Consider the following 19,233-nt stretch of genomic DNA (forward strand, 5'->3'; position numbering starts at 1 on the left):
CCCTGCCTCTGATCACGAAGGCAGCGGTCATCTGCGAGAACCTCATTGCACCCGTGGTCCATGGAGAAGCACATGACTGATCTGGCCGCCGATACCAGCTATCGGCTTCGTTCGCAGGTCTCGATCCCAAAGCTGATCGAGGCGGGGGATGTGGCGCATTGGTGGTGCACGCATATCTCGGAGTGCATGCCGACGGCCATGCTGCACAGCCGCCAGGCGACGGTTCCTCTGGAACAGGCGCCGATGGACGAGGTCTTTGACATCCATGCTGAAACCGATCTGGGCAAGGGGTCTTTGCGTGAGTTTCTGGCCCATCCGCAATCGCGCGCGCGGGCCTTTCTGGTGGTGAAGAACGGCAGGATCGTGGCCGAAAGTTATCCCGACCTGCGCCCCGAGCAGCCGCATCTTTGGGCCTCCTGCGCGAAACCCACGGCAGGGCTGATGATCGAACATCTCATCGACGAGGGCCTGATCGACGACGCGCGCACGCTGGGAGAATATGTGCCCGCCCTGCGCGACACCGACTGGGGCATGGTTACCGTTCGCGATATCATGGACATGGCGCCCGGCATGGACTGCGAAGATACCGAGATAACCCGCGAGAACCCGAAATCGAATGCGATCCGCGCCTATTGCGCCGAGTTCAATGTGCCGTTTGGGGACAAGCTAGAGACATTGCTCGAAGTGCTTCAGGATGTGCCGCGCCAATGCCCGCCGGGCGAAAAGTTCGAGTACAGCTCTCCCTGCACCCAGGTTCTCGTCTTTCTTGCAGAGGCCGTATCGGGCAAAAGGTGGCCTGATCTGTTCCGCGACAGGGTGTGGTCGCATGTGACCGCCGACGGTCCTATGCAGGTGCACCTGACGCCGGACGGTGTTGCCTGCGCGCATGGCATCGTGTCCTCGACCCTTCGCGACATGGCCCGGTTCGGAATGCTCTATACCCCAAGTTGGCGGCGCGCTGCGGTCACGCAGGTCGTGGGCGACGGGGTGATCCGGCGCATCCGGACGGCCGTGCGGGAAAAGCCGTTCTTCATGAAGGGGTTTGACGGGCCGGTTTTCGTCGACCGGCTGGGCGACGACACGATGCAGGGCAATGCGCGCCAGTGGGATTGCATCTGGCCGGACGGCGATCTCTACAAGGGTGGGCTTATGGATCAGGGGCTTTACGTTTGCCCGTCCCGCGACCTGGTGATCGCCTATTTCTCGACAACGCCTCACATGCAGCTGACCCGGTATCTGCGTCCGATCGCAACGTCGGGCCTTTTGGCATGACCGTGCGGAAGGCAGGCAGGGAAATCTGAGCATGAAAGCGATGAACGCTGCCATCGACATGAAAGCGGACGCGTTTTCGCAGACTCCTGCGGGGACTCCGCCCTGCAAGGTGTTCATGGTTGTGCGGGCAATCACAAGGTTATCCGCCAACCTGTTTTCCGGACGGCTTGCTGAATGGCACGCGACCGCCGCAGTGCGCGGCAGGGACGTCGCCGAAAGCCTTTGCGTGTTGGCACATCCCGCTGGCCCTTCCTTTCGCTCCGCTTACGCGACCTACCATGAAGAGTTCATGTCCGATCCGGACAAGCACAAGCCTGAAATCGCCGCGCTGCCGCTGACCAGACGGGACCGCAACTTCTGGCCCTGGGTGGAAGACCTTTGTGCGCCGCCCGCCCGTGACTGACCCCGACCAACGGAGTTCACCAATGACCCTCTACACGCCCGAGAAACGCCTTGAGATAAGTCTTGAAGACCGCCTGACCCAAGAGGAGGGCTGGGTCTACATGACCGGCATGCAGGCGCTGGTGCGTCTGCCGATCCAGCAGCGCAAGCGCGATATGATAGCAGGGCTGAACACCGGCGGCTACATCTCCGGCTATCGCGGTTCACCGGTTGGTACTTATGACATGGCGTTGTGGCAGGCCGAAACAGCGCTTAAGGCCCATAACGTCCATTTTCAGCCGGGGCTGAACGAGGATCTGGCTGCAACAGCGACTTGGGGCGCTCAGACTGTAGGCCTGTTTCCGGGCGCGAACGTCGATGGGGTCTTCTCGATCTGGTATGGCAAGGCGCCAGGCATGGACCGGTCGATGGACCCTCTGCGTCACGCAAACTTGGCGGGAACCAGTGCAAAGGGGGGAACGCTGCTGCTGGTGGGGGACGATCACGGCGCCAAGTCCTCGACGCTCGCCTGCTATTCGGACCTGAACTTCGCGTCGCTTGGCGCGCCCCTGCTGGCGCCTGCAAATGCACAAGACGTGCTGGATATGGGGCTGCACGGTATCGCGATGAGCCGCTTTTCGGGGACGCTGACCGGACTGAAACTGGTGACGGACGTGGTCGAGGGTGGCGGTTCCGTCTTTGTTGCCCCGGACAGCCCTGCTATCGTGCTGCCCGAAGATGCCGGCCCCGACACAGCGATCAAAGCGTTCACACCGATCCCGGTCCAGGAACAGTTGCTCTGGGACGTGAAGCTGCGCAAGGTTCTGGCCTATGCCCGTGTGAACGGGCTGAACCGGCAAGACGGACCGGCAGAGGCGCGTATCGGTATCGTGGCGGCGGGAAAGGCCTGGCAGGATCTCAGCCAGGCTCTGGCTGGGCTGGGCTATCGGGACGGCCGGATCGGGAATCTTGCTGTGCGCCGTCTCAAGGTCGGAATGGTCTGGCCGCTCGATCCGCAGGTGATTGCCGAGTTTGCCGAAGGGCTGGAAACGATCCTGGTGGTCGAGGAAAAGCGGCCACTGCTGGAGGATCAGATCCGCGCGATCCTTTATGGAGCAGCCAGCGCGCCGCGCATCATCGGTAAAAGCTTTGCGGGCCAAGTCTATACCGCGGGCGCGGACGATTGCGCCTTTCCAAATTTTGGCGAGATCGATCCGAACATGATCACACAGGTCCTGGTCCGCGTGGCGCGCGAAACCGATCCGGACTGCGGCCTGTCTATGCCCAACCGGCCCGAGGCGCCGCCTGTGCTTGGTGCGGGGGCCGTGCGTTTGCCGTCCTTCTGCGCGGGATGCCCGCATGGGCGCTCTACCCAGGTGATCGACGGCAGCCGCGCGCTCGCCGGGATCGGATGCCACACGATGGCGATGTTACGCGACCCGATGAAGACCAACTCGGTCAGCCATATGGGCGGCGAAGGGGTGATGTGGCTGGGCCAGTATCCGTTCACGGACGATTCCCATGTCTTTGCCAACATGGGCGACGGGACTTATTTCCATTCGGGTCTTCTGGCAATCCGGGCCTCTATCGCCTCGGGCGCGAACATCACTTACAAGTTGCTCCACAACGGATTTGTCTCGATGACGGGCGGTCAGCCCCATGATGGCGAGATAAGCCCGGAACAGATGGTCCAGCAACTTCGTGCCGAAGGGGTGGAGCGGATCGCGCTGGTCACAGACGAGGTGGCGAAATACGAGGGCAGGCATCTGATCTCGGGTGGCGTGACACTGCATCCGCGCACCGAGCTGGAGCTGGTTCAGAAGGAGCTGCGCGATAAACCCGGCGTGACGGTCATCATCTACGACCAGCCCTGCGCCACCGAACGCCGCCGCCTGCGCAAGCGTGGCAAGTGGGTGGATCCGGACAAGCGTGCCTTCATCAACCCCGAAGTCTGCGAAGGCTGCGGCGACTGTTCGACCGTCTCGGCCTGTATGGCGATCGAACCCCTTGAAACCACCTTTGGACGCAAGCGCAAGATCAACCAATCTTCCTGCAACAAGGACTTCTCCTGCGTCGAAGGCTTTTGCCCGTCCTTCGTCACCGTGACCGGTGCCACGCCACGCAAGGTCCGGCGTGGCGATATGGACTTCGACATCAGCCACTTGCCCGATCCCAAGCCACGCGCCTTTGACGGATCGTGGTCCATTCTTGTATCGGGCATCGGCGGTGCGGGGGTGGTTACGGTGGGGCAGACCCTTGCCGTGGCCGCGCATGCCGACGGTTTTTTCTCGTCGAACCTCGACATCACCGGGCTGGCGCAGAAATACGGAGCCGTGCACAGCCATATTAAGATCGCGCAAAGCCCTGACGACATGCGCGCCACGCGGATTGCCAGCGGCGAGGCCGATGCGCTGATCGGCTGCGATCTCGTGGTGGCCGCGGGTGACGAGGCGCTGTCGAAACTGACACCGGGGGTTTCCCTGGCTGTAACCGATACCACGGTTGTACCAACCTCGGAGTTTTCGAAGAACCCCGATTGGCAATTGAGCGGCGCGGAACAGGCCGAGCGCCTGAGCCGCGTTCTGGGCCCCGCTGTCCTGGCATTCGATGCGCAGGATCTGGCGGAAAAGGTAATGGGAGACCGCCTTTTTGCCAACATGGTGCTGATGGGCGCCTCTTGGCAGCAGGGTGGTATCCCTCTGTCGCAAGAGGCGCTCTACAGGGCGATCGAACTGAATGGCGTGGCGGTCGAGAAGAACAAGCAGGCCTTTGCCCTTGGAAGGTTGGCCTTTGCGGACCCAGAGGCCGCGCAACGTCTGGTCGGCGAACCGGCGCCGATTGACCTTAGCGCCCACCGTCCCCAGACACTCGACGACGTGATGGCGCCCCGTACCCGGAACCTGGCCGAGTACAAGAATGCTTGTTTTGCCAAGGTCTATGTGGACCGGATTGCGCAATTGCGCGCGGCCGATCTGCCGGAGGCTGCCGTCATGGCGGCTGCGCGCGGGCTCTACAAGCTGATGGCGGTCAAGGACGAATGGGAGGCGGCACGGCTCTACTGCAAACCTGAGTTCACCAAGCAGCTTGAAGAAACCTTCGAGGGCGATCTGGAGCTGACCTTCCATTTCGGGGCTTGGCCGTTTGGCGGCACCGACCCCCGGACCGGGCAACCGGTCAAGGGGGCAGTCAAGGGAAAGACTGCCATGCGAATGTTCCGAATGCTCAATCGCCTGCGCTTCCTGCGCGGGACGCGTTTCGACCCGTTCCGCCTCAACGCCGAAGCAAGGCTCGCGCAAAGACTTCTGGCGGATTATCAGTCCGATCTCGACTTTGCGATTGCCAACCAGGGCACGGCGGACACGCAGGCCATGACCCGACTGCTCGACCTGCCCGAACATATCCGCGGTTACGGCCATGTACGCGAACGCCATGCTGCTGACGTCGCGAAGCGCCGTGAAGCGCTGCGCAATCAAATCCTCTCATCCAAGGAGAAAGCCGCATGAATCGGCCAAACAAGATGAAGCTGCGCTCGGACAAGGTGACCGTCGGCGCGATGAACACCGGCGCCCGAGCGTTGTGGCGCGCCACCGGTACCGCGCCCGAGGAATTCGGCCGTCCGATCATCGGCATTGCCAATTCCTTTACCGAGATGGTGCCCGGCCATGTTCACCTGCAAGCGTTGGGGCGGCTCGTCGCCAAGGAAATCCGCGCCGCCGGTGGCGTGCCCAAGGAGTTCAACACCATCGCGGTCGATGACGGCATCGCCATGGGGCACGAAGGCATGATGTATTCACTGCCCTCGCGCGAGTTGATCGCCGATGCCTGCGAATACATGGCCAACGCCCATGCCATCGACGCGATGATCTGCCTGAGCAATTGCGACAAGATCACGCCGGCGATGCTGATGGCGGCGAACCGGCTCAACATCCCCACCATATTCGTTTCGGGCGGCCCCATGGAGTCGGGCAAATTCGACTATCGTGGACAGACCCGCCGTATCGACGCCATCGACACCATCTATGTGGCGGGCGCGCCTGATGCCACGCCCGAAGAGATCGAGGCTGTAGAGGAGAACGCCTGTCCGACCTGCGGATCCTGCGCACTGATGGGGACGGCCAATTCGATGAACTGCCTGACCGAGGCGCTGGGCATGGCGCTTCCAGGCAACGGTACCATCGTCGCCACCCACACCGACCGTCAGGATTTGTTCCGCAAGGCCTCGCACCGGATTGTCGAGATGGCGATTGGCCATTACCGCGATGGCGACGACAGCGTGCTGCCGCGTTCGATTTGCTCGCGCGAGGGGTTGGAGAACGCGGTGCGCATGACGATGGCGATTGGTGGTTCAACCAATACCATCCTGCATTTGCTGGCCGTTGCCCAGGAATCCGGCGTTGCCTTCGGTATCGACGATTTCGACCGGATCAGCCGCGGCACGCCATGCCTGTGCAAGGTGTCGCCTTCGGCCCACGAGGTCTTTATCGAGGACATGCATCGCGCCGGTGGCGTTATGGCGGTGGCTCATGAATTGCTCAAGGCGGGTAAGTACAATGGCGACGTTCCTACCATCCTGGGCCAGCCGGTAGCAGAGTATTGTGCCGGCTGGGATATCACCAACCCGGCCAATACCGAGGCGCGCAGGCTGTTCTCGGCCGGGCCGGGCGGTATCCGTTCAATCCGGGCTTTCTCTCAGTCCAGCCGCTTCAAGGAGTTGGATACCGATCGCGAAAACGGCGTGATCCGCAGTGCGGACCATGCCTTTACCGAGGATGGCGGGCTGGCGGTGCTGCGTGGCAACCTCGCCCCTGACAGTTGCGTCGTCAAATCCGCAGGCGTGCCGGACAACCTCTTGACTTTCCGCGGCGTCGCGATCGTCAGCGAAAGCATGGAAGAGGCGCTGGAGAAAATCCGCAACGGTACGGTGCAGGCAGGCCATGTGGTGGTCATCCGCTACGAAGGGCCGCGCGGCGGGCCTGGTATGCGCGAGATGCTGACGCCGACAGGCATGATGAAAGCCATGGGCCTTGGCGACAAGGCGGCGTTGATCACCGACGGGCGGTTTTCTGGGGCAACCTCGGGTCTGTCGGTGGGCCATGTGTCGCCCGAGGCGGCCTCGGGCGGAGTCATCGCCCTGGTTCAGGATGGCGACGAGATCTCCTTCGATATCCCGAACCGGAGCGTACAGCTGGAGGTGAGCGATGACGAACTGGACCGCCGTCGTACTGAGATGAACGCGCGCGGCGAAAAGGCTTGGAAACCTGCAACCCGGCAGCGCGAAGTCTCGACGGCGCTGAGGGTCTATGGCCTGATGGCTGCCTCGGCCGACAAGGGCGGCGCGCGCGATACGGCCCGGTTAGCCCGCCTCGAACGTCTCTCGGCCGAGGGGTGACCGCATGACCCGTATTGTCACCCTCGCACGCGCCCTGCCGCTACCCCGGATCGAGGTGAATGGGCAGGTTATCGAATTCAAGCCGGTCTCAGACGTGGCCGAAATCCCCGCAGGTACACAGGTGCATTGCACCACCTCGCTCGACCGGTTGTCGGCAAAGGATATCGCGAGCCTTCCCGACAGTGTCGGCCTGATCGCCAACATCGGCGTCGGTGTCGACAATATCGACCTTTGCGCCGCGTCGGAGCGTGGGATCCTTGTGTCGAATACACCCGTGGTGACAGAAGATACCGCTGATCTGGCCTTTGCCCTGATCCTCGCTGGCAGTCGCCGTGTGGGAGAGGGCGAGCGGTTCCTGCGGAGCGGCTCCTGGGCTGCGACCAGTACCTCGCCACCGCTTGGCATGCGGGTGCATGGCAAGACGCTTGGCCTTGTGGGCTTTGGTGCTATCGCCCAGGCTGTAGCGCGGCGTGCGAAAGGGTTCGGCATGCCGGTGCGCTATTGGAACCGCACCAGCCGACCCGAGGTCGGGCGGGCCGTGGGGGCAACACAGGTCGAGACGCTGGCCGAACTATTCGCGACCTGCGATATCGTCTCGGTGCATACCGCGCTCACGCCTCAGACAAAGAACCTGATCGGCGCGGCCGAGCTTGCAGCGGCACGCCCGAACGCGGTGCTGGTCAATACGTCCCGTGGCGGCATCGTCGATGAGGCGGCGCTGTGCGACGCATTAGAAAACGGCCCCCTTGCGGCAGCTGGCCTGGACGTCTTCGAAGGTGAGCCGAACATCTACCCTCGCTTGCTGGAGCGCGAGAACGTCGTCCTGACCCCGCATATCGGCAGCGCAACGGGTGAATGCCGGGCGGACATGGTGCGCCGCCTGCTAGCCAACCTGGTGTCGTTTTTCGAAACCGGTCGCCCCAGCGACCCGGTCGAGACGGCTTGATTTCGACGGAGAACCAAACAGCCATGCCCACGATGAACCTGGTCCCTGTCACCGCTGACGATTATCGGCGTATCGCCGAACGCAAATTGCCGCGCTTCCTGTTCGATTATGTCGATGGTGGCGCCTTTCAGGAGGTCACGCTGGATCGCAACAGGGCAGACTTCGAAGCAATCCTGCCGCGGCAGCGGGTGATGCGGGACGTCTCGGGTGTGGATACGTCAGGCACGCTCGCGGACACTCCCGCCACCATGCCAGTGGCTCTGGCCCCGGTTGGCATGGGCGGCATGCTGGCCCGCCGGGCCGAGGTCCAGGCCAAACATGCGGCGGATACCGCTGGGGTTCCGTTCACGCTGTCCACCGTCTCCATCTGTTCGATGGAAGAGGTGGCGGCAGTCTCGGACAAGCCGTTCTGGTTCCAGCTTTACATGTTGCGCGATCGGGCCATCGTCGCCGAATTGCTCGACCGCGCCTGGGGACTAGGTGTCAGGACGCTTGTCTTTACAGTCGATCTGGCTGTGGTGGGCGAACGCTACCGCGACGTGCGCAACGGCATCGCCGGCGGCGTTGCCGGCTGGAGCAAGCTGCGTGCCGGTCCTCTGTCTTATGCCGCGCATCCGGGCTGGGTGCTGGATGTGGGGATCAAGGGCAAGCCGCACACCTTTGGCAATCTCGCCACCTACGTTCCTGCGGCAACCGACCCGACTCAGTATCGCGAATGGGTCGGTCACCAGTTCGACCCTTCGGTGACGTGGAAAGACATCGAATGGCTGCGCGGCATCTGGAAGGGCAAGCTGATGATCAAGGGCGTGCTTTCCTCCGAGGATGCCCGTTCGGCCGTGTCGGCAGGGGCGGATTCGATCGTCGTTTCCAATCACGGAGGCCGACAGCTGGACGGCGTCGCATCGAGCATCTCGGTTCTGCCCGATGTGGCCGAGGCACTGTCTGGCTCGGCGGAAATCCTGGTCGATGGCGGAGTGCGGAGTGGACTGGACCTGTTCCGCGCTCGCGCGCTTGGCGCGGACGGCGCGATGATCGGGCGCCCGTGGGCCTATGCCGTCGCCGCGCGCGGAGAGGCGGGGATAACCGGCCTGCTCGCGGCTTTCAAACGCGAGCTCGAGGTTGCTCTGGCACTGTGCGGGGTCACCTGTCTGACGGAGGTGACCCGGGATCTGGTTTCGCGCAGGCAGGTATTCCATGTCTTGGACTGACAACGGGAGCGCAGCAGAAGGTATGGTTACACAGTCCTGTTGATATGTGACGAAAGGCGTTGAAGCAGCGTATCCTTATCCCGCGACTTCAACGCTTCGATCAGACCGTCATGTTCCGTGGCAAGCGTCTTGAGAATACCAAAATCGACCGTTTCTGATCTGGCGATCTGAAAATACATGTGGACGAAGGATAGCTCCACTTGTTGCTGCATGATGAACGGGTTGCGCGCAAGCCCGACCAGGACTTCGTGAAATGCGCCGTTGAGGTGGCCCCAGTTGACCAATTGCTTCTTGCCTGGACGTCCTTCGGCAATACTGCGCATTTTTCCGTTCAGGTTGGTCAGACGGGTGATGTCCGCCTCGGTCACGTTGTCGAACCCGAGTTCGACCGCCGAAACCTCGAACAACTCTCTGAACAGGCGAAATTGGCAGAAGGTTTCATCTGTCGGGGCAGGGGCCACGAAGTAACCCCGGTTCGGTTCCGCGATGACGATGCGTGTGGACAGCAGGCGCGACAACGCCTCGCGCACAGGGATGAGGCTGACGCCGTGGGAGTCAGCCAGAGGTTTGATTCTGATATGCTCGCCGGGGGCAAACTCTCCTGCGATGATGGCATCGCGGATCAAAACGACGAGACGGTCGACCAAACTGCCCGTCTCGCCGAGCTTAGGAGTAGGCGCTGACACCTTTCATTCCCTTGTTTCCATGGTTGGAGCCGAGCATAGGCGCTGTAGATCGGTGATGAAAGATACCCATGCCGACTCTGCCATCAGTTTCCGCGTTCCGCGTCCAGTTTGCGTTTGAGCACACGACGAACCGCGACACCTGCGCCGTCAGCGCCCAGGTTGATCTCGGGGAAGTCGAGGCCGCGCGGATCCTTCATGATCCGTGCCTGGATTTTCTGGAGCAGATCCTTGTCCTCGTTGAAGGCCGAGATCACGCCGGCCTTGGTCTTCTCAAGGATCTCCACCGGTGCGTTCGGACTGTCGAAGGACGCCACGAAGAAATAATGCGTCTTGCCCCGCTCGCCCGGTGTCACGATATGGGCACCGCGTCCGATAAAATCGCGGCGCTTGTCCGGGCCTGCGTCGAGGTCGTGGATGTTCCAGTCCGAAAACGACACGGCCAACGAGGGCATCCAGCCGCGCTGTTCACGTTTCACGATCTTCTTGTCCTCGAACCCGAAGGCGGCACAGAAGAGGGGCGACAACGGGGACGGCGGGAAATCCTGCTCGTAGACAATGGTATCGCCCTGCATCGAGACCTCGGGCGGGTTTTCCCAATCGTCCTGCTGGAACGTGTTGGAGTGCAGGAAGGCGATATGGGTGAGGTCCAGCACGTTTTCGCGGATCAGGACCCAGTTGGCGGCGACTTCCATGTATCCGGTGATGACCGACCATCCCGGATCGGTGGTGAACCCCATTTCCACCGGTTCATGATCGATCGCCTCCGGATCGCCCATCCATATCCATACAAAAGCGCCGGATGTACGGAGCGGGTAACTCTGCACCTTGGCCGATTTGGGGATGCTCTTCTGCGTTGGCACCTTGCTGCACATACCGTCGGCACCGAATTCCATGCCGTGATATGGGCAGACGATCTGATCGTTTTTCACTTCACCTTCGGAGAGCGGGGCCCAGCGGTGCGGGCAGCGATCGTCCAGCGCGACGGGTGTGCCATCGGACAGGCGGTAAAGCACAACTGGTTTCTCGAGCAACCAGCGCGCCAGCGGTTTTTCGTTGATCTCATCTACATGCGCCGCACACCACCACATGTTTCGCGGCGCGTTGTCATCCAGCATCCCGTTCGGGATAAGCTGCTGCCCCTTGGTCAGAGTGTCAGATTGCTTGTTCATCGCTGTGTCTCCCTCAGCATTTCGGTAAGCCTCTCGGCTTCTTCGGTTTTCATCTGATAGCTGTGTGCCTCGTCCGGGAACGCACCGGAGACAACGTCTTCGCGGAAATCCGAGAAAGCCTTGATCGCGATCTCGGCCATGTTGGCGTAGCGTTTGGCGAATTTCGGTTTGAAGGTGTCGAAGGCACCCAGAACGTCGTATCCGTTCAAAATCTGCGCGGTGCAGGCTGACCCGGCACCGATCGCTGCGGTGAAGATGCTCACGGCTTCGTCGACCGCTTTGCCGACCTCATAGGGCAGGGCCTCAACTTCTATCCCCATGGCTCCGGCTTCTTCGATGGCGCGGGCGTCGTCGATGATCTTCATGGCCGCTTCGGCTGTACGGCCTTGCAACTTGAATCCGCCGAACTTGTGCACCTGATGCGGAACCAGGCCGACCTGGCTCATCACCGGCACACCGGCATCTGCCACAGCCTTGATTATGTCGAATTTCTCGCGCCCGCCCTGAAGCTTGACCGCATCGCAGCCGCTTTCCTTCATCAGGCGCAACGCGTTGAGGATTGCCATCTCCTGCGTGGCATAAGAGCCATATGGCATCGAAACGATACACATCGTATTGGGCGCACCCGTGCGTACAGCACGGGTGTGGTTGATCATTTGGTCCATGCTCATCGACAGCGTATTTTCGTGCCCATAGAGCGTCATGCCGATACTGTCGCCGACGCCGACGATGTCGATGCCCGCTCGTTCCGCCCAAGCGGCGGTCAGAACCTCGCCGACCGCAAGCAAGGCGAGTCGTTCGCCGTTTCGCTTTTTCTCGGCAAGATCGGGAATTGTCAGTTTGGTTGGCATGGCAGGTCCTTGTGTTTCACGTCGGTTGGGATGGTTTGAGTCGTCGCTCGATCAGGACGATTAGCCGGCTGCCCTTGATCCTGGCCGGTCCGTTTCGGAAGCCAGTGCCCGTCGATCGGGAATAGCTGGTCCCGGTGCTGCGGATGGCGATTGGCTGGCCGGAATGTTCCCAGGCGAACAGGCCTTGTTCGTTGAGGTCTTCGAGCGCGCGGGCGGCGATCCATTGGCACAGGGCGTCCTCGTCAGGCTTCGCGACGAACGTGACAGCGTTGGTGGGCGGGTGTTCGGGCATGGTTTGCTTTCTGGGCCTTCGAGGGAACCTCCCGAACCTTTTTCGGGCATGCAGGCGGCGACAATGACAGGAGGTATATATAATATATTTTATATCGTCAAGGATGGGTGGGATAGGCGTGGATGCGCTTGGAAAAGGCGATTTCGCTGCTTCTCGGAATGGCCACCGAGATCTGTTCAGGTACGCTGCCTATCGGTCCGAGGGGACCCGGCGGGCGGTTGCGATGGCTGTCGGACTCCGGTTTTCGCTATGAAACGTCGACGGCCTGCTGCACGAGTGCGTCATCGGTATCAGCTATGAAATACCGGGTTCTGATGGAACGGATTTGGGCCGACGGTTGCATCGTTAAGCTGGCGTCAGTGGGTGAATGACTGTGACCAGGTATCAATGGCAGTGGTACGCCGAAGAGGTCGTCGCATAACAGGCAGGCTGCCTCTACGATTGAACCAGCAGCAATCTGATCCGCAACACTGCTCTGCCCGAATGGCCTGGACTTTGTTCCCCTTACAACGCGGAGAAAAGGGGAAACCGAGACCAGACAGAAGCTGTCTGACAGATTCAGGCGACGAAGTAGCATGCCGTTCAAGGAAACCACCGAAAACCGTGGTTTTCTTGGGGGTTCGGCTTGTTTCCATTCAGTTTCGCTGACACTTTACTTGCGACTGAAAGGGGCACTTGTCTTGTTGATTGATCGTTTGATCGTTCTTGCACGTAAGCACGGATCGGGATTCCGTTCCGGTGTTCCTTTTTGCGACAGAGCTAGCCTTGCCGGTGCAGCGAACACCTTGCTACGGGTGATCCTTATCACGGGTTGCCTACCGGGCGCTGCCCTTGCGCAGAACCCGTTCTTCGAACAACGCAATACCGCTGTTGACGCGGCAACTCAAACGGATGTCGGCCTTAGAAGCGGCTCGCTGGTCATCGCACCGATCCCTTTCAGCAACGATGTGATCGGCAACGGAATTTCTTTGGGCGCGGGTTATCTTTTTACCCTCCCTGGATCAAAGCCATCAGGGGTCGGTGTTGCGACGCTGAAGACCGATAATGGAAGCACCGGCTACGGTGGCGGTGGGCTTGTTAACTTCGGCAACGGGCGCTGGACGCTCGGGCTTTTTGGCGGCACCGCAGATGTCAATTACACGTTGCCCGTTGGCAGGCTCAAGTTGCCACTCACGCAATCCGGCAAAGCGGTTGACGCCATCTTGGGCTATAACGTTACGGATCAACTGAATATCGGGTTCAACCTGGGATACCTCGACACGTCGATTGGATTGGGCACTCTGCGTGTGAGTGATTTTCCAGTTGATCTGCGGCCTGATTTGGACGTCGAGTTGGTCAAATTCAGCGCACATGCAACTTGGGATACGCGAGATAACACTTTCTATCCGACGACCGGCGTACTGATCTCGGGAAAGATCTCGCGCGCGGGCATCACGGATCAGGCATTCGGAAACCTGCTTACGATATCGGACAGAAGTTACTACAAAGGCGTGGCTTCCGCATCTACCTACAACGCGATTGGGGAACGCGGTGTTCTTGCCGTCATTGCCTCTGTCTGCGGTGCTGGCAGTGATGCGCCATTCTTTGACTCTTGCGGTGTTGGTTTCTCTGACGGCTTGCGTGGATTTGGCACTTTGGACAACTTACAAAACTGGTCTGCCTCTGCCCAAGTGGAGTATCGAGGCCGCGTCTCTGAACGTTTCGGTTATGTCGCGTTTGCCGGTCTTGGCGGCGGCGGTGAAAGCATCAGCGCCATTTCGACGAAAAACGGCGGAGCCGCGGCTGGCGTAGGCTTGAGGTATCGTATCGCCAAGAAATTCGGGTTGGACTACGCTGTTGATTACGCGGTCAACGATCAAGGTGAAGCGTTTCTATACCTCTCTCTTGGGCAACGGTTTTGATTTCACCTATGATGGTGGCTGAGTAAACTCCGGCAATACCAAACGCCTTGTAAGAAAAAAACTGGCCGAGGAAACCTGATCAACTGGGACAATCGGCCTTTCCGGCAAACAGCGGCATGTCGCTATGAGCAAGCCGCATATCGAGACCAGATGTCTGCGCGGGAACCGCAATCCGGCAATCAAGGTGTAAATCGCAGTTGCCTAAGCAAAACCGCGGCGCGACCAGCCTATTGAGAGCGCGACGGGGAGACGCTTCGGCTAGCCGGCTCGGGGTCTTCACATATCGCTTGATATGCGTGTTTCCGCGAGCGTGACCCCGGTCTCCACGGGGCCCGTCCCGGTAGGTCGGGACCACGAGGTCAAAAACAGTGCCAAGCCGAGTAGCAGAACAAAACCTGCCCCTGCGAGGCGTATCCCTGCTTCGAACCGCGATTTTCGGCCCGGGTTGGTGCCAGCCCTGCGTTCGAGCGCGGCCCGACCCCAGATTGCCGCCATCCCGATCATGGACATGGCAACGGCCATCCCGGCCGATATCGCGATCACCATCAGGATTGCCGGAACCAGCAGATCATTCGCAAGACCGAACAGCATCACGATCAGCGCCCCTGTGCAGGGAACCGCGCCCACAGCAAGTGCGATCCAGGCGCCAGACCGGTTTGAGGACGCGCTGGCGGCAGAGCAGGCGGCGCATCCCTTGTGGGTGTCGTGCCCGTGGGCATGATGCCGCCGTTGATGAACGAAGGCCTTTGCCGCCTGCCATACATTGTTGCCCCGATAAAAACGATTAATCCGTAGCTGCCAAGCCGGATGAGCCGATAGTCGGACGGGGCCGCCCCGGTTGTCTGCCGCACGGCCAGATCAAGGAGGAAGACCACGGCAACGGCCGAGACGACGTGGAAAACCGCGATGCGGCTTCCCATCAGGATGCCGCGGCGAAGGCTACCGCCTTCTCCGATGAAGTAAGAAACCACAACGGCCTTTCCATGTCCTGGCCCCAAGGTGTGCAGGGTGCCGTAGAGGAATGCGACCATCAAGGCGAATCCGGCGGCCCCGAATGACCGCCCATCCTCGATAGAGCGCATGGCCGAGGTGAAAAGATTGTTTATCCAGATTTGCGCCCGCGCGAAAAGGTTGCCGTCGACCGGTGCCTCGGCGGCGACCGAAATCTCGCCCGGTTCGCCCCATGCCTGCGCATTGGTGAGCGTGTAGGAGGCTTCGACCACCCTTTGCCCGTCGACAAGGAAGAGATTGCTGACAGTCGGTTTGTGTTCAAGAACGCCCCGCAGGCGAATTGCATGAAATGTCTTGTCGATTTCGAGGCCGTCAGGAACGTCGACTCGGATCATCTGGTTGGGTGGTGGAGGTGGCGTATGGATGCACGCCCCCACCCACGGAACGAGCAGAAAGCTGTGAACGCGGCCGTCTGCGGCCTGTAGGGGCAGGACGTAGCCATCGACAAGCACCTCGCGCCCCAGAAACCGCCCTGTTACGCCGGTCGCCTCTTCGCGGCGCTTCTCCATAACGACAAGCCGCTGGGCCAACAGCTGGTCAGCGTCGTAGCCATCGTCGCGCAACCGCCCCCGGGCTTCTTGCGAGCGTCGTTCGAGTTCGGCATTGCCGGCCTGGCCAGCGGCTTCGAGTACCGTCCGAAGATCATCTTTTTGCTGGTATGACATTTCCAGAAAGGGGTCGTCATACGGTTCTGTAGCAGGGGCCAGTGCCCCCCATCGGGCTAATTCAACAGGCTCGGCAAAAGCGCTGTCAGGCAGGACAAGGGACGCCCAGACACACGATAGAGCGATCCACCAGGCCATTGTCGTACTCTTGGCAAAGAGGGCGAAACGTACGGGGGGGCAGGTGGTGAAAAAACTGTGCAAAACGGATTTCTTTGGAACTGGTCCATTATCTCTGGTCATGGTCCATCCTTTTTGCCCGGGTCATATCGGATGAGCGCCCGTGCCAATTGGGCGAATAGTGCGACGAAAATGCCGACGCCAGCGAAGATATAGAATACGGTGAACAGCTTCGCGGCGGAAGTAGTCGGGCTGAGATCGCCAAAACCGACCGTCGACATCGTTGTGACCGAAAAATACAGGCTGTCGATCCACGACCACCCTTCAACCTGGCGATAGAAAACCGAGCCGCTCAGGAGCATGATCATCGCAACCGCAAAGGTCGCCCGAAACGTCTCGTCTCTCCACGAACGAACCAGTGCCTTGAGCAGCCGAACTACGGTCAATGCAAATGACAACATACGATTAACCGTCTCTTCTGGCCGGCGGTCGGTCAAACGAGATGGAAACTTGCGCATAAATCCAGAAACCTGAGGGGTCGGAACGAGAGGTGCGCCCAGCCACGAAGCGGCTGGGGATGTCCTGGAACAGGGTTAACCCTATTTCTCTCCACCGGCTTGAATGGCGTCCAAGAAATGAATGCAAAAGCGCGAAGTCTCTAGGCTGGCCGATCATGTCAATCCATCTCGGACTTGTAGATCACGCCGTCTTTCATGATCAGGTCAAATTTGTCCCATGGATTGGCGATCAGGCTCAGGTCTTCCAGCGGATTGCCGTCCACCAGGATCAGGTCCGCGTAGGCGCCCACGGTCAGCTGACCTAGCGGGCCTTCCTGGTAGGGATGCCGCGGTCCAGCCAACGCAAAGAGTTCGGCGTTGTCTGATGTCGCCATCTTCAGCGACTCGAATGGCGTGAAACCCAAGTGCTCAAGCTTGGTCAACAACTTGCCCTGACGATCCGTCGTTTCCTTGTCGAAAAGCGCGTTGGAGAATAACGCGATATTCACGCAATTTTCCTTCATCAGTCCCAGCGTTTCGCACCCCAGAAGGAACCCGTGGTCAATGCTTTTGCCCCCCGGTTTGACCGCCATCTGCACGGCTTCATCGGAATAGACGTGCGCGGCGACGCCGATGTTGTAGCTTTCGACGACATCCACGGCGGCCTTGATCTCTTCGATCGAATACTGCCGCACATCAAGCGGATCGAAGACAGAGGCGACACCGCCACCCACGGCTATCTTCAACTGCGCGGCCCCCATGCGGAACACTTCCCGCGCGCGCTGCTGTACGAGAGGGACACCGTCAGCGATCACAACGAGGCCATTGCGCCCCCAGTAGTCAAGCGTGTCGCCTGCGGGCGCAGGTACCTCAAAGGGAAGGCGATAGTCGTAATGCCCACCTGTCTGGCTGAGCGGCGGGCCAGAGACCAGCATCCGTGGACCGTGCGTTTCGCCGCGGTCGATCATCTTGTGGACGGCAAAGGAATTGCCGCCAAGATCGCGTACAGTGGTGAAACCGCGCATCAGCGTTCGCTCGGCTGCAATCACAGTCCGCGCACCGACTTCGAATGAATCGCCGAACAAGGCTGCGGTCTGCGGAAGCTCTGCAAGGCTCATATGCCAGTGCGAATCCGTCAGACCCGGAATCATGGTGCGCCCGCCACCGTCGATGACCCGCCCGCCGGCAACTGCCACTTCCTCTGTCGTGTTCTGGGCAATCAGGTTTCCATTAGTGACGACACTGGCGTTCTGGATGAGCGCCTTGTTCAGCCTGTCGACGACGTTGACGCTGGGGATGACGATTGGCCGGACGGGATCGTCCTGCGCCCCCGCGGCCGCAGCCGCGAGGACAAGGGCAGAGGTGATCAGGGCTCTGCGAAGCACGTCAGGTCACTCCATGTCGTACTTGTAGATGATGCCATCCTTCATGATCATGCCGAAGTTTGCTTTTGCGTCGCTGATCAGGTCGAGGTTTTCCAGCGGGTTGCCATTGACCAGGATCATGTCGGCATAGGCGCCTTCCTCGATGACACCCAGCGGGCCGAGCGGGTAGGGCGTCAGCAGCCCCGACATCTTGAGCAATTCTGCGTTGTCGCAGGTGGCCATCTTCAGCGTCTCATAGGGTGTGAACCAGCGCTGCATCTTGGCAAGCACAGCGCCCTGCCGTTTGGCGAGGTCCGCGCTGAAGAGCGTATCGGTCCCAAACGCGATCTTCAGGCCCAGTTCCTTGGCGGTGCGATAGACGAAATCGGTGCCATCGGTCACGAACTTGTACTTGGCCTTCTGGAATTCGTTCAGGGCCGGTGCGTCTTCGTCGTCAAGGAAGGGCTGCATGCTGAGCCACACGTCGTGTTCTTTGAACATCTCCAGGGTCTCGCGAGTGGACATGTGCGCATGTTCAACGCTTTTCGCCCCGTTCTTGATGGAGTGTACTACGGCCTCGTTGTTGATCGCGTGGGTTGTGACGTAGGTGCCCCAGGCTTCGGTCGCCTCTACGGCGGCCTTGAACTCCTCGTCGGTGAACTGGATCGTGTGGATCGGGTCATAGGCCGAGGTGACGCCGCCGCCCGCCATCAACTTGATCTGCGTCGCCCCTTGCATGAGGTTTTCGCGCGTACGCTTGAGAACATCCGGCACACCGTCGGTGATGTAGAACATGTTGCCGCGCTCGAAAGTGTGCAACTCGCCAGCAGCCTGTGGCACCTCGCGCGTCAGGCGGAAATCCTGGTGACCCGCGGTGATCGACAGCGCCGGTCCCGAGGGGAACACCCGCGGCCCGTCGATCAGGCCCTCGTTCGTGGCCTTGGCGATGTCGAACATCGGCCCGGCGGTGTCGCGCACGGTGGTAAAGCCGCGGGACAGGGCATTGTTCTGCGCCTTGGCCGCAAGCAGGTTCCAGTATCCCTCGCCGGTCAGCGCCAATTGACCGATCGTCGCCTCTGCAAAGATGCCATGCCAATGCGCGTCGATCAGGCCGGGAATGAGAGTGTAGCCTTCACCGTTGATCTCGAAGGCCCCTTCCGGCGCCTTGACATCGGCGCCGATGGTCGAAATCAGTTTCCCGCTGACCAGAACATCGACATCCGCAAGCTCTTCATCGCAGCCGTTGAACACCTGCGCGCCGCGGATCACCACGTTGTCGAACCTCATCTTGACCGTGGTGGTTTCGATGTCTCCGACAACACCGGCGGGTACGACGGCGTGATTGGCCTCATGCGCGGCGAGGCCAACTGGCGAAACGGCGAGCGTAGTGCTTAGAAGAACAGTCAGAGTATGATTTTTCACTGTATGTGTCCTCGATATGTTGTGAACTTTTGATAGGGTCGCTTCGTTCTCTTTGAAGCGGT

At 60.5% G+C, this 19,233-nt stretch carries 16 protein-coding genes; 7 read left to right on the plus strand and 9 right to left on the minus strand.

The genetic code is table 11. From position 1 onward, the window contains the following. The first annotated feature begins 72 nt into the window (after nt 1–72). From G0P99_RS04435 to G0P99_RS04460, 6 genes are read left to right on the plus strand one after another with little or no spacing between them, the layout of a single operon-like run. Nucleotides 73–1,272 carry a serine hydrolase gene (locus G0P99_RS04435; protein WP_164128108.1) on the plus strand — a complete coding sequence of 400 codons (1,200 nt, stop codon included), beginning with the start codon at nt 73–75 and terminating at the stop codon, nt 1,270–1,272. A gap of 31 nt (nt 1,273–1,303) precedes the next feature. Beyond that, nucleotides 1,304–1,675, plus strand: a complete 372-nt coding sequence (locus G0P99_RS04440) for a hypothetical protein (RefSeq protein WP_164128110.1) — start codon at nt 1,304–1,306, stop codon at nt 1,673–1,675. 22 nt (nt 1,676–1,697) lie between these two features. Then, entirely contained in the window at nt 1,698–5,156 is a 3,459-nt protein-coding gene (locus G0P99_RS04445; protein WP_164128112.1) for an indolepyruvate ferredoxin oxidoreductase family protein, read from the plus strand. Continuing rightward, the gene (ilvD, locus tag G0P99_RS04450; protein ID WP_370462699.1) at nt 5,153–7,042 is read left to right on the plus strand and encodes a dihydroxy-acid dehydratase; all 1,890 of its coding nucleotides are present in this window, start codon (nt 5,153–5,155) and stop codon (nt 7,040–7,042) included. The genes G0P99_RS04445 and ilvD overlap by 4 nt, the downstream gene beginning before the upstream one ends. Nucleotides 7,043–7,046: 4 nt before the next feature. Beyond that, nucleotides 7,047–7,988 (plus strand): D-glycerate dehydrogenase, encoded by a 942-nt coding sequence (locus tag G0P99_RS04455; protein ID WP_164128114.1) that lies wholly within the window; start codon nt 7,047–7,049, stop codon nt 7,986–7,988. A 23-nt stretch (nt 7,989–8,011) separates the two neighbouring features. Continuing rightward, nucleotides 8,012–9,196, plus strand: a complete 1,185-nt coding sequence (locus G0P99_RS04460) for an L-lactate dehydrogenase (protein WP_239059670.1) — start codon at nt 8,012–8,014, stop codon at nt 9,194–9,196. A 26-nt stretch (nt 9,197–9,222) separates the two neighbouring features. Here G0P99_RS04460 and G0P99_RS04465 read toward each other — a convergent pair whose 3' ends face one another. The 4 genes from G0P99_RS04465 to G0P99_RS04480 all read right to left on the minus strand — a co-directional run bounded on the left by G0P99_RS04465 (nt 9,223) and on the right by G0P99_RS04480 (nt 12,194). After that, nucleotides 9,223–9,843 (minus strand): GntR family transcriptional regulator, encoded by a 621-nt coding sequence (locus tag G0P99_RS04465; RefSeq protein ID WP_164128116.1) that lies wholly within the window; start codon nt 9,841–9,843, stop codon nt 9,223–9,225. Nucleotides 9,844–9,965: 122 nt separating this feature from the next. Beyond that, nucleotides 9,966–11,051 carry an aromatic ring-hydroxylating dioxygenase subunit alpha gene (locus G0P99_RS04470; protein WP_164128118.1) on the minus strand — a complete coding sequence of 362 codons (1,086 nt, stop codon included), beginning with the start codon at nt 11,049–11,051 and terminating at the stop codon, nt 9,966–9,968. Then, a complete protein-coding gene (gene panB / locus G0P99_RS04475; protein WP_164128120.1) occupies nt 11,048–11,902 on the minus strand; it encodes a 3-methyl-2-oxobutanoate hydroxymethyltransferase in 855 nt (284 codons plus the stop codon). The genes G0P99_RS04470 and panB overlap by 4 nt, the downstream gene beginning before the upstream one ends. Nucleotides 11,903–11,918: 16 nt before the next feature. Beyond that, entirely contained in the window at nt 11,919–12,194 is a 276-nt protein-coding gene (locus G0P99_RS04480; protein WP_164128123.1) for a hypothetical protein, read from the minus strand. Nucleotides 12,195–12,769: 575 nt separating this feature from the next. On the opposite strand from G0P99_RS04480, the gene G0P99_RS04485 reads away from it, so the two are divergent. Beyond that, on the plus strand, nt 12,770–14,095 hold the full coding sequence (locus tag G0P99_RS04485; RefSeq protein ID WP_164128125.1) for a BamA/TamA family outer membrane protein: 1,326 nt from the start codon (nt 12,770–12,772) through the stop codon (nt 14,093–14,095). Nucleotides 14,096–14,371: 276 nt separating this feature from the next. Here G0P99_RS04485 and G0P99_RS24420 read toward each other — a convergent pair whose 3' ends face one another. The 5 genes from G0P99_RS24420 to G0P99_RS04510 form a co-directional block, all read right to left on the minus strand. Beyond that, nucleotides 14,372–14,686, minus strand: coding sequence for a hypothetical protein (locus G0P99_RS24420; protein ID WP_203582970.1), 315 nt, complete (start codon nt 14,684–14,686; stop codon nt 14,372–14,374). A gap of 5 nt (nt 14,687–14,691) precedes the next feature. Beyond that, nucleotides 14,692–15,909 (minus strand): DUF3299 domain-containing protein, encoded by a 1,218-nt coding sequence (locus tag G0P99_RS04495; protein WP_164128127.1) that lies wholly within the window; start codon nt 15,907–15,909, stop codon nt 14,692–14,694. A 98-nt stretch (nt 15,910–16,007) separates the two neighbouring features. After that, entirely contained in the window at nt 16,008–16,406 is a 399-nt protein-coding gene (locus G0P99_RS04500; protein WP_239059671.1) for a potassium channel family protein, read from the minus strand. A 158-nt stretch (nt 16,407–16,564) separates the two neighbouring features. After that, a complete protein-coding gene (locus tag G0P99_RS04505) occupies nt 16,565–17,770 on the minus strand; it encodes an amidohydrolase family protein (RefSeq protein WP_164128129.1) in 1,206 nt (401 codons plus the stop codon). A gap of 6 nt (nt 17,771–17,776) precedes the next feature. Further along, nucleotides 17,777–19,171, minus strand: a complete 1,395-nt coding sequence (locus G0P99_RS04510; RefSeq protein ID WP_164128131.1) for an amidohydrolase family protein — start codon at nt 19,169–19,171, stop codon at nt 17,777–17,779. Nucleotides 19,172–19,233 lie beyond the last annotated feature (62 nt).

The organism is Ruegeria sp. PrR005, assembly GCF_010500245.1.
Lineage (GTDB): Bacteria > Pseudomonadota > Alphaproteobacteria > Rhodobacterales > Rhodobacteraceae > Ruegeria_B > Ruegeria_B marisflavi.